Origin of the sequence: Streptomyces sp. M-16 (genome assembly GCF_052114405.1) — a bacterium.
Taxonomy (GTDB): Bacteria; Actinomycetota; Actinomycetes; order Streptomycetales; family Streptomycetaceae; genus Streptomyces.
Genome location: NZ_JBFRER010000082.1, coordinates 21,705 through 32,497, shown reverse-complemented (window position 1 = coordinate 32,497; position 10,793 = coordinate 21,705). Strand labels below are relative to the sequence as shown.

Sequence of the window (10,793 nt, the reverse complement as noted above, 5' to 3'; positions counted from 1 at the left end):
GCCGGAAGCCGCGCAGCAGCACCGCTCCGGCCGCCGTCGCCAGCGCCGGCAGCAGCCCCATCCCCGCCAGGACGCCCCACGCGGCGCCGGAGCTCTGGCCGGTGGCGTGCCCGGTGTCGGAGGAGACGTAGCCGGACGACTGCAGCACCAGCCCCATCAGGAACGGCCCGACGGCCATGCCCAGCCCCTCACCGGCGCTGAACAGCCCCGACATCGCACCGGCCCGGCTGCGCCCGGTGCGGACGGCGTCCCCGGCCGCGCACTCGGCGAGCATCGCGTACAGGAACAGCAGCTGCCCCGCGTGCCCGGTGCCGACGACCAGGAGCGCCGCCGGGGCCCAGAACAGCGGCAGCACGGGCGCGGCCGGCAGCAGCAGAGCGCCCCCGGCGGACAGGGCGCAGGAGAGGGCGAGCACCCGCCGCCGGCCGTACCGGGCGCCCACGCGGGTCCACAGGCCCGTGGTGAACAGGCTCGGCAGGACGAACGCGGCGACCAGCACCCCGGTCATCCCGGGCCGCTCCAGGACGTGTTCGGCGTAGTAGGGGCAGCCCGCGAGCAGCACCCCGGTGCCGACGACGAGGACGGTCGCCCCGCGCAGCAGCGCGGCGAAGTCCGCATTGCCGCGCACCACGGCGAACCACGCCCGGGGTCCGGCGGTGCGCGGCTCTGCCGCGTCCCGCGGCGCGTCGCGCGGCACCTCCCGCGGCACGCCGGACGCGGTGGCCCGGGCGGTCCCGAAGAACACGCCGAGCGTCCCGACGACGACCACGAGGGCGCCGAACAGTCCGGCCCAGCGGTGCCCGGCCAGCCCCCCGCCGCCCGCCTCGACCACGGCGGGCGCGGCCGATCCGGCGACCAGGGCGGCGACGGCGATGCCGGCCACCCGGCCCCCCACCAGCCGCATCCGGTCCCGCGGGCTCGTGGCGATCTCGGCGGGCAGGGCGGCGTACGCCACCTGGAAGAACGCGAACGCGGTCGCGGTGAGCAGGAAGCCCGCGGCGGCCCACAGCGCCCCCGCCGGCCCCCGCGCGGCCCCCGCGAACATCAGGGCGAAGGCGGCGGCCACACCGAGGCCCCCGCCCAGGACGTGGCCCCGTCGAGGGCCCCACCGGCCGTGCGTCCGGTCGCTGATCCGCCCCGCGAACGGGGTGAGCAGCACGTCCCAGACCTTGGGCACGAGGACGACGGCCCCCGCCACGGCGGCGCCGACGCCGAGGGTGTCGGTGAGGTAGGGCAGCAGGAGCAGACCGGGCAGCGTGTTGAAGGCTCCGGTCACCAGGGAGCCGGAGGCGTAACCGAGACGTGTACGGGCGGACATGCCCCGATCGTCGCCGTGCCGGGTCCGCCCCACCAGTCGGTGCTTCTCCCCTTTTCCGCAGGTCGCGGCGGTTCCCGGGCGGCCGCCCCGGACGGCCCGTCAGGGAACACCCCGACACCCGCGCCCGGGTAGCCGGTAGCCCTCCGCAGTAGCTGACATGCAGGTAGTGACGGTCTGGCGGGGGTGTGCGCGGGGAAGCCGGTCGGCGAGGCTGGCGGAGGGGGGAACGCGCACACGAGGGGGATGCCCGTGCTACACCAGCAGCAGCCGCTGACGGCGGCCCGGACGCGGGACCTCGCGGTCCTCTGCCGCGAGCTGAGGCTGGCCGCTGACGGACCCCGGTTCGTCCGGCTGACCGGCGAGCCGTGGAGCGGCAAGAGCCGGCTGCTGCGGCAACTGGCCGCCACCGCGCACGAGGAGGGATGGACGGTGGCGTCCGGACGGGTGCCCAGGGCCGGCCGGACCCGGCCCTTCGAGGTGGTGGTCGACGCCCTGGACGACCATCTGGCCCGCGCCGACGGCACGTTGTTCGAACAGCTCGGCGAGGCGCGCACGCGCGCGCTCGCGCCCGTCCTCCCCGCCCTCGCCACCCTGCCGGGAGCGGCGGAACGGCCCGACCCCGGTGCGGCGGTCCGTGCCCTGCGCGTCCTGCTGGGGCTGCTGGGGGAGCGCGGGACGCTGTTCGTCCTGGACGACGTGCACCGGGCCGGCCCCGAGGTCCTCGACCTGCTCGACCACCTCGTCCGGCATCCCCCGCAGGGCGCCGTGCTCACCGTCTTCGCGCACCGCTCCGTGCCGGGTGGCCGCCACCTGTCGGCCGTGCCGTACGACGCGCCCGGGGTCCGCCACCTCGCCCTGGGCCCGCTGCCCGCGGCCGACGCCCGCGCCCTGCTCCCGGCCGGGACGCCGCCGCTCGCCGCCGAGCTGGTGCTGCGCGACGCGGCGGGGGTGCCGGGGCTGGTGCACGCCCTGGCCCGGGGGGCAGCGCCCGGCCCGTCCTTCCACGCGACGGCCGAACTGGCCACGGGCATACCGCCGGTGCTCGCCCCCGACGCGATCGACCTGCACACGCTGTCGTCCCTCGGCTGGCGCTGCGCGTGCGCCGCCGCCCTGCTCGGCGACCCGTTCACCGCCGCCGCGCTCGCGCACACCGCGGGCGTGCCGGTGGAGCAAGCGCTGACCGGACTCGACGAACTGCACGGCGAGGGGCTGGTCCGGCCCGAGGGCATGGCCGGTACGCGGTTCTGCTTCGTCCGCCCGGCCGTACGGGCGCTGGTCCACCACGCCTCGGGGGCCGGCTGGCGCAGCGCGGCGCTGGGTCGCGCCCTGGAGGCACTGAGGGCCGAGGCCGGTACGGGGACCGGCCGGGCCGGTACGGGGACCGGGCCGCAGGACGGCCCGGTGGAAGGCCCGGGGGAAGGCCTGCGGGAAGACCCACGGGAAGGCCCGGGGGGCGGTCGGCAGGACGGCCCGCAGGACGGCGACGCCGGGGCCGCTGGCGCCCACCGGACGCTGGCCGCCCACCTCGAACACGCCGCCGGGATCGGGCTGGAGGACATCCGGGCCCTGGCCCTGAGCGCCCGCGGGGGCCTGTACACCCGGCCCGCCCGCTCCACCGCCGCACTGCGCCGGGTGATGGCCGTCGGGCCGGTGCCGGTGGAGGTCCGCCTCCTGCTCAACAAGGCGCTGGTGCTGTCGGGCCGCCTGGAGGAGGCGGTACGCGGCTACGAGGAGACCGGGCCCCGCTCGCACGAGGACCGGCTGCCCGGCGGCCGGACCGACACGGCGGTGTGGCAGGCCCGCGCCCTGCGCTGGAGCGGCCGCCACGCGCAGGCCCGGTCCGTGCTCGACGGGGACGGCGCCCTGCCCCCGGGCGGGCCCGCCGCCGACGCGGAGCGGGCGGCGCTGGCCCTGGAGCCGGGGGCGGGAGCGGGCCCGGAGGAAGCCCGCGCCGCGGCCGAGCAGGCCCTGCGGACGGCCCCGGCGGACGATCCCGGGGCGCGGGCGCACGCGTACGCGCTGCTCGCCGCCGCCTGTGCGGCGGCCGGTGACGGCGAGTCGGCCAGGGCGGCGGCGGACCGGGCGCACGCGCTGCTGGCGCGGACCGGGGAGCCGGAACGGGCCGCGCACCTGGAGGCGCTGCGCTGGCTGGGGGCGGCAGAGACCGGGCTGGGCGAGCCCGAGCGGGCCGGCCGGCACGTGGAGGGGGGCCTGGCGGCGGCGCTGGAGCACGGGCAGGCACATCTGGCGGGGCTGCTGGCCCTGGGCCTGGCGGAGGCCGCGCTGGCCGTCGGCGACACCGTGGGGGCACGGGCACGCATCCGGCTGGCGGCCGCGCTCGCGGAACAGACCGCCGTGCCCGCTCTCGCCGCCGCAGCGCGGGAGGCGGAGCGCCGCACCGGGGCGCACGCGATCGGATCCCCCGACACGAGCCGGCTGTCCCTGCTCAGCGAGCGGGAGCGCATCGTCACCGGGCTGGTGGGAGAAGGCCGTACGAACCAACAGATCGCGGCCCGACTGGACATCAGTGTGAAGACGGTGGAGACCTATATGAGCCGGATCTTCAAGAAGCTCGGGATGAATTCCCGCACCCAGGTCGCGCACGTAGTCGGGCTGAGCGCCAATATCCGCTGACTACCGCCGGACGCAAGTGCCACGGCCAGTATGTTTCCGCATGTTCTTCCCGCCCATTCACGCCGAAGCCCCGTTGGTTTTCGGAAAAACCTTTCCGAAAACCAACGGGGCGAGCGTCCGGCTCTACCGGCGGGGGATCCGGGAGCCCGTGCCCCGGATCATGCCCCCGCGCGCTTGTGGCCTGCTAAAGGACGGCCCTCAGCAGGCGGTGAGCTCCCAGCGGTCGTCCAGCGGGCAGTTGACGACCGCCTGGCTCACGCGCAGCTCGGCGAGGGACTTCGGCGCGGTCACCGTGACCTTGGTTCCGGCTTCGGAGGCCTGGGCCGCGGTCGTCGCTGCCATCCCCCAGAGACCGAACGCGAGAACGATGGCGGTGGTGGCCTTTCGGATGGAAACGCTGTTCATGTCTAACCCCCGTGTCGACAACTTTCGTTTGCAGGAACATCCTGACCAGCGGACACGGCGACTCCAAGACAAATGGGCATGCGTAAAGTTGCCTGGCAGCAAGTCCTGTCAGCACATGGGGGTGGCAAACGGGATGTCGGGGAGTTCCCTACACGGGTCCGAGTTCGGCGAGTTGGACGACGCGAGTGCGTCGGCCTATCAACACGCCGTCCTGTTGGGCCGTTTCGTCCGCGAGGAGATCGCGTCCGCTCTGCGCATGACGGAGCAGGAGACCGGGCGGGTGGAGGAGGTCCTCACCACGCTCCGCCTGCTCCGACCGATGCCCGGCCGTCCGGACGCGCTGGTCCCGGTGAGCCCGGACGCGGCGGCGGCCGACCTGGTGGGCCCGGCGGAGGCCGAGATCCGCGAGATGCAGCAAGCGGTGACCAGCGTCAAGACGCAGATGCTGGGACTGCTGCCCGCCTACTTCGAGACCCGCCGCAGGCGCAATCAGGCGGAGGCCTTCGACGTCATCAGTGACGTGGGGGTCCTCCAGTCGATGCTGGACGAATGGGGTACGCGCTGCCGCAGCGAACTGCTGACCTCCCAGCCGGGGGGCTCCCGCCGGCCCGGCGCCATGGAGAAGGCCCTGCCCCTGACCCTCGACCGGCTGCACCGCGGCGTGCACGTCAGGCACCTGTACCAGCACACCGTCCGCAGCGACCTGGCGACGACCGACTACGTGCGCGCGATCACGGCCGAGGGCGCCGACGTGCGCACCACGGACGAACTGGTCGACCGGATGCTCATCTACGACCGCGAGGTCGCCTTCCTGCCCGAGCAGCACGTGGAGGGCCGCTCCCCGGGCGCCATCGTGGTCCGCGAGCCGACGCTCGTCGCCTTCCTGTGCAAGGTCTACGACCACATGTGGGCGGGAGCCGCGCCGTTCAGCCCCGGGGAGGAGGAGGCGGCCGACATCGCCGACGACCTCAAGCGGTCGATCATCCGGCTCATGGCGCAGGGCCACAAGGACGAGATGGTGGCCCGCCGGCTCGGCATGTCGGTGCGCACCTGCCGCCGCCACATCGCCCGGATCATGGAGGAGATGGAGTCCACCAGCAGGTTCCAGACGGGTGTGAACGTCGCGCTCTACGGGCTCCTCGACGCCGACTTCTCCCCCTCGGGCGCGGGTGCGGGGGAGGCCGCCGGGGTGGGCACTAGCTGACGGACAGCAACCTGCCAGGTTCCACGCCTGGCTCCCTCCGCCGGACCCCCGGCAGCCTGGTGCGTGCGGCCTCAGCACCCGGTGGGGCCGGAGGGAGGGGCCAGCCATGGACACCGCCGTCATCGCCGCGGGACCGACGACCGCCGGGACCGCCGCACGGCACCTGGTACACCGTCCGCAGCCCTGGGAGCGGCACGGCCGCGCCGCCGTGCCGCCCGTGGCGGAGGAGTTCGTCCTGATGGGCGAACTGACCTCCGGCCACCCGCTGTTCGACGAGGGCCCCGGGCATTTCCACGACGTGGTCGCGGCGGCCGACATGGTCCGCGAGGTCGGCGAGTTCATCGGCCGCACCCACTTCGGCGTGCCCGCGGAGCGGACCGGCATCTTCTACCGGGTGGGCGTCGAGGTGGGCGACATCGGTCTGTGGCGCACCCGGCCCGGGGCCGCCCCCGGAAGGCTGACCACCACCATGGGCGTGCGCCCCGACAAGGTCATCGACGGGGTGCCGCGCGCGCTGGAGTTCCGCACGGCCCTGGAGATCGACGACGTGCCGTGCGCCACCGGCACGGCGAACCTGGTCTTCCTCGCCCCGATGGTGCACCGCAACCACCGCGAGCACAGTCGGCTGGCCGCGCTCGGTGCGGCGTCCGCAACCGACCGGCAGACGCCCCCGGGAGACCCCGTGGACGCCGGGGAGGTGGGGCGCCGCGATCCGGACAACGTCCTGCTGCGCGGCCCCGCCGGACCCCACAACGGCCGGCTGTCCGTCGGCGTGGCCCTGCCCCCGCACTGGCTCGGCGACGGCACCGCGCGCGACGGGCACGTCCCCGCGCCGGCCCTGCTGGAATCCCTGCGCCAGACCTCCCTGCTCGCCGTCGGGCGCGGCTACGGCCTCGCACCGGGACGCAGCATGCTCGCCTCGCTCCAGGTCCACGTCCGCGGGTACGCCGAGGCCGACCTGCCGCTGCGCTGCGCCGCGGTGTCCGGCCGGCCGGGCCGGGACGCGGCGGGCCGGCGCACGGCCCCGCTGACCCTGACGCTCACCCAGGCGGGCCGGACCGTCCTGGAGGCCACCACCGTGGTCGTGGAGGACCACTGACGGGCGCTCAGTGCGCGGCGGCGTCCAGGGCCCGCCCGAGGGCCTCGGCGGCCTCGGAGTCGAGCATCGTGGTGATCTCGGTGTCCAGGGTGCGGCCCAGCCCCGCGTCGTAGACGGCCGCGCTGACGCAGAACGCGACGCCGCCGACGTCCAGGCAGTACGTGCGGAAGGCCCACTCGGCGCCCGCGCCGGGGGTGCCGTCCGGCCGGTGCACGCGGACCGGGCGGCCGTCCGGCCCGAAGCCGAACTCGGTGAACCGGAACTGCATGCCCTGCCCGATGGCCTTGCTGTAGGCCTCCTTCAGGGTCCACAGCCGCACCAGCCGCGGATTGCGCTGCGCCGGCTCCAGCTCGGTCAGGTTCAGCCGCTCCGCCGGGGTGCAGATGTGCCTGTCCAGGCCCTTGCTGTAGATTTGGCGGTCCGCGAGCTCCGCGTCGACGCCGACGAGCCCGCGCGTGGTCAGGCCCACCAGCAGCAGGTCGCCGGTGTGGCTGAGGCTGATGTCGATCTGGTCGCAGCCGCGCAGGTACGGGCGCCCGGTGGGCCCGTAGGTGAGTTCGAGGTCCGCCGCGTCCGCGTGCAGGGCCGCCGCGGCAGCGTGCTTGAGCAGCCTGCGCGAGGCCGCGTACCGCTCCCGGATGTCCTCGTGCGCGATGCTGCTGTAGCGGGCCCAGTCGCGGCCCAGCACGGCGCGCAGCGCGGGCCCGTCGGCGTCCCGGGGGCGCCAGTCCGCGAGGGTGCCGTGCACCAGGGCCGTCCCGTGGGTGCGCAGGTCCGCGCGGACCGCCTCCCAGTCCGTGCCGTCGGCGCGCACCGCGATCGGCTCGCCCGGGGACACGGACGCCGGAGCGTTCACCGGGCACCGTCCCGGGTCACGGGCCGGGCGCCGGCGGCGGCCAGGACCTCGGTGTGTATCCGCGCGATGCTGCGGGCGCGCAGCACGGCGGAGACCGGCACGCGGCGCCCCGTCTCCTGCTCGATCAGCATGACCAGCCGCAGCAGGTGCACCGAGTCCCAGGACGGCAGGGCGTCCAGGTCGGCGTGGGCCTCCTCCTCGGTCAGCTCCAGGCCGAGTTCGTCACTGATCAGGCCGAGGAAGCCAGGGAGATCAGCGGGTGGTTCCTGCAGGCTCATCGTCGTCCCCTCCGAGGCACGGGTCGGTCGTCAGGTGGTCGGGTACAGGGGGGAGCTCCGCCAGGTCGTGGCGGAAGCGCAGCGAGCCGTCGGGGTCCCCGGCGGTCTCGGCGAAGCCCAGCGAGGGGTAGAAGCCGGCCGCCCTGGCGTTCTTGGCGGTCGGCCGGTGGCGGGCGTGCACGGCCGGAAGGGCGCGGTCCGCCGCGTGCGCCAGCAGGGTCGCGAGGACGGCCTGCTCGACCCCGCGCGCGAACACCCGGCAGCTGAGCCAGAAGCCGTCCAGGTGCAGCCCGTCGTCCGCGTACCGGCCGAGGACGGCGCCGGCCAGGCCGCTGTCGCCGAACCGGTCGCCGACGTGCACCGCGAGCACCAGGGCCGCCGGGTCGGCGGCCAGCGCGGCGATCCGGTCCGCGCCCAGGCGCTCCCCGGTGAGGTTGAACTGGTTGGTGCGCAGCGACAGCTGGGCGACGCGGTCGCCCTCGTGCGGTCCGGGCGGCGCGATCCGGACGCGGACGCCCAGACCGCGCAGGTACTCCTCGTACGATCCGCTGCCGCGCTCCAGCTCCGTACGGGCGGCCGCCTCGTGGTAGCGGGCGGTGCGGGCGAGGTCGTCGCCGGTCAGCCGGGGTGTGTCGAACCAGCCGTCGGCCAGCAGCCGGCTGACGTGCAGGGCCGGTTCCGTGCCCAGCGGCACCACGGCGGCGGCGGGGAGCCGGGCCCGCACCAGGGCGCGCTCGGCGGGGGAGTCGTCCGCGAAGACCAGCGCGTCGGCGCCGATGCCGAGGGCGGCGGCGATGTCCCGCAGGTTGCCGTCCTTGGGTTCCCAGTTGGCGTGGACGCGTACGAAGTCCCGCTCGCGCAGCACCATGTCCGGGTGGTCGCGGAGCACGCCGAGGACCGGGGCGGTGTCGTTCTTGCTGCTGACCGCGAGCAGGACCCCCTGGGAGGCGAGCTGCCGCGCGGTGCGCTGCAGGGCCGCGTGCGGCTCCCCGGCCAGGGTGCCGGCGGCGGCCGTGATCCCCTCGGGGCCGTCGTCGCCGAGGATCCCGGCCCACAGGGTGTCGTCGAGGTCCAGGACCAGGCACTTGCGGGTCATGCCCCGGTGGGCGCGCAGCACGTGCACGGCCTCCCGGGCGTAGGCGGCGAGCAGCTGCTCGGTGTACGGGGCGTGCGTGTACAGGGCCAGGCGCGGGTCGGCGGCCGGGCCGCCGTCGGCGATCAGCGGCTCCAGGTCGACCACGGCCACCGTGGGGTGCTCGGCGGCCAGCCGCAGCAGCCGCGCGTTGAACTCCCGCCACACCGCCCCGAGCAGGGCCCGCTCCCGCTGCCCGACGAGCTGCTGGAGGCGGGTCCGGGGCAGGGGCAGGGTGTTGAGGACGAGCGGACCCGCGGCGTCCGCGGCGTGGGCGGCGGTGACCGCGCGCAGCCGCTCCAGCAGCCGGGCGCAGCCCGCCTCCACGTCCTGCCCGGTCCACGGCTCCGGGAGCTCGTCGAAGACGGCGCCCGCGTCGAGCACGCACAGGGTCAGGTCGGGCCGGTGGCGGCGCAGTTCGCCGCCGGGGTCGTGCAGGTCGCGCAGGTAGGCGCCGTGGTCCCCGGACAGGACGCGGGAGAGCAGCCCGTGCCGGGCCAGCTCGGCGACCAGCGGGTCGGTGAGCTGGACCAGGGTGGAGTGCCCGGTGACGGCCACCGTGACCAGGGGGGTGTCCGGGTGGCGGGCCAGGACCTCGGCCGCCGGGAGCGCCGCCAGGACCCGGCCGGCGCGCACCAGGTCGGTGCGGACGGCCTCGGGTTCCCGGTCCCCGTGGTCGGTCAGCCCGGCCAGCAGCGGGGCGACGCGGGGCCAGTCCCCGGCGAGCCGGCCCGCGCGGTGCAGGGCGCGCAGCTCCCGCACCGGGTCGGGGGGCGCCGCGGGGCCGGCGGGGGCGGTGGGGGAGGTGGGGGAGGCGGAGGCGGTCATCCGGCGCCGTCCGTCTCCGGGACCCGCTCCAGGGCCAGCCCGCCCTTGATCCACTTGCTGGACTCGACCACCACGGCCAGGGCCCGCTCGCCCTCGCCCAGTTGCCCGGCGAGCAGGTCGAGCTGGATCAGGGGCAGGGCGTTGCCGGTGTTCCCGGTGTCGGACACGCAGGACACCTCGCGCAGCTCCGGCACGTCCATGTGCTCGGTGATGCGGGCCGTCATCCGGCCCGACAGCTGCGGGGGCAGGAGGTAGTCGAGGTCCTCGCGGGCCCAGCCGGCGGCGGCCAGCAGCTCCCAGAAGATCTCCGAGGCCATGGCGGGAACGCTCTCCTCGATGGCCTTGTAGTCCTCGAACAGCATCTGCCGACCGGCCGTGTGGCGGGCCGCGCCCTGCCAGTCGACGATCTGGCCGGGGGCGCGGCCCCGCCCGGTGAAGCGGTGCAGCAGGCTCCGTACGGCGATGGCCTCGCCGACGGGCTCCGCGGCCACCACGGCCGCTCCCGCCCCGTCGCCGAACAGCACGTAGTTGACGAGTTCCTCGGTGGGCAGGCTGACCGCCTCGCGCCGCGGGTCGAGGAACCGGTCCGTGACGTCCCCGCCGACGACGAGGCCCGCACGGTGCCCGCCCGCGAGCAGCGCGCGGGCCACGTCCAGGGCCTGCACGGCGCCCGAACAGCCCGCCTGGAGCTGGAAGGCGGGCAGGTGGCTGAGCCCCAGCCGGTCGGCGACCACGGTCGCGGTCGTGGGCAGCAGGGTGTCGGGCGTCGCGGTGGCCAGGACGAGGAAGTCGAGGTCGGCGGCGGCGAGCCCGGAGCCCGCCAGGGCACGCCCGGCGGCCTCGGCGCACAGGTCGGCGAGGCTGTGGGTGAGGGTGCCGGTGCCCAGGTCCCAGCAGAAGTGCCGGGTACGGGTCCCCACGAAGAGGTCGATCCACTCCTCGCTGATCCCGAACACCTTGCCCAGTGTGGTGTTGTCCACCGGGTCGCCGGGCAGGGCGGTGCCCGTGCCCACGACGTACAGGGTGGTCTCGGTCACAG

At 75.7% G+C, this 10,793-nt stretch carries 9 protein-coding genes; 3 read left to right on the top strand and 6 right to left on the bottom strand.

The window, feature by feature from the left end; all coding sequences use genetic code 11:
• Positions 1-1,318: MFS transporter (locus AB4039_RS29400; RefSeq protein WP_442272213.1), on the bottom strand; the 1,318-nt coding region annotated here is incomplete at its 3' end.
• A gap of 243 nt (positions 1,319-1,561) precedes the next feature.
• Here AB4039_RS29400 and AB4039_RS29395 point away from each other — a divergent pair.
• Entirely contained in the window at positions 1,562-3,952 is a 2,391-nt protein-coding gene (locus AB4039_RS29395) for a LuxR C-terminal-related transcriptional regulator (protein ID WP_442272212.1), read from the top strand.
• 198 nt (positions 3,953-4,150) lie between these two features.
• Here AB4039_RS29395 and AB4039_RS29390 read toward each other — a convergent pair whose 3' ends face one another.
• Positions 4,151-4,357: a hypothetical protein gene (locus AB4039_RS29390; RefSeq protein ID WP_266845047.1), complete on the bottom strand. Its 207-nt coding sequence runs from the start codon at positions 4,355-4,357 to the stop codon at positions 4,151-4,153.
• A gap of 214 nt (positions 4,358-4,571) precedes the next feature.
• Here AB4039_RS29390 and AB4039_RS29385 point away from each other — a divergent pair, with 214 nt between their 5' ends.
• Both AB4039_RS29385 and AB4039_RS29380 read left to right on the top strand, forming a co-directional pair.
• Positions 4,572-5,561 (top strand): LuxR C-terminal-related transcriptional regulator, encoded by a 990-nt coding sequence (locus AB4039_RS29385; protein WP_266845045.1) that lies wholly within the window; start codon positions 4,572-4,574, stop codon positions 5,559-5,561.
• Positions 5,562-5,667: 106 nt separating this feature from the next.
• Positions 5,668-6,660: an AfsA-related hotdog domain-containing protein gene (locus tag AB4039_RS29380; protein WP_442272211.1), complete on the top strand. Its 993-nt coding sequence runs from the start codon at positions 5,668-5,670 to the stop codon at positions 6,658-6,660.
• A 7-nt stretch (positions 6,661-6,667) separates the two neighbouring features.
• On the opposite strand, the gene AB4039_RS29375 is transcribed toward AB4039_RS29380, so the two are convergent.
• From AB4039_RS29375 to AB4039_RS29360, 4 genes are read right to left on the bottom strand one after another with little or no spacing between them, the layout of a single operon-like run.
• Positions 6,668-7,516 carry a 4'-phosphopantetheinyl transferase superfamily protein gene (locus tag AB4039_RS29375; protein WP_266845041.1) on the bottom strand — a complete coding sequence of 283 codons (849 nt, stop codon included), beginning with the start codon at positions 7,514-7,516 and terminating at the stop codon, positions 6,668-6,670.
• Positions 7,513-7,794: a phosphopantetheine-binding protein gene (locus AB4039_RS29370; protein WP_266845039.1), complete on the bottom strand. Its 282-nt coding sequence runs from the start codon at positions 7,792-7,794 to the stop codon at positions 7,513-7,515. The genes AB4039_RS29375 and AB4039_RS29370 overlap by 4 nt, the downstream gene beginning before the upstream one ends.
• A complete protein-coding gene (locus AB4039_RS29365; protein ID WP_266845037.1) occupies positions 7,769-9,754 on the bottom strand; it encodes an HAD-IIIC family phosphatase in 1,986 nt (661 codons plus the stop codon). Before AB4039_RS29365 ends, AB4039_RS29370 begins: the two co-directional genes overlap by 26 nt.
• Positions 9,751-10,791: a 3-oxoacyl-ACP synthase III family protein gene (locus AB4039_RS29360; protein ID WP_266845035.1), complete on the bottom strand. Its 1,041-nt coding sequence runs from the start codon at positions 10,789-10,791 to the stop codon at positions 9,751-9,753. The genes AB4039_RS29365 and AB4039_RS29360 overlap by 4 nt, the downstream gene beginning before the upstream one ends.
• Positions 10,792-10,793 lie beyond the last annotated feature (2 nt).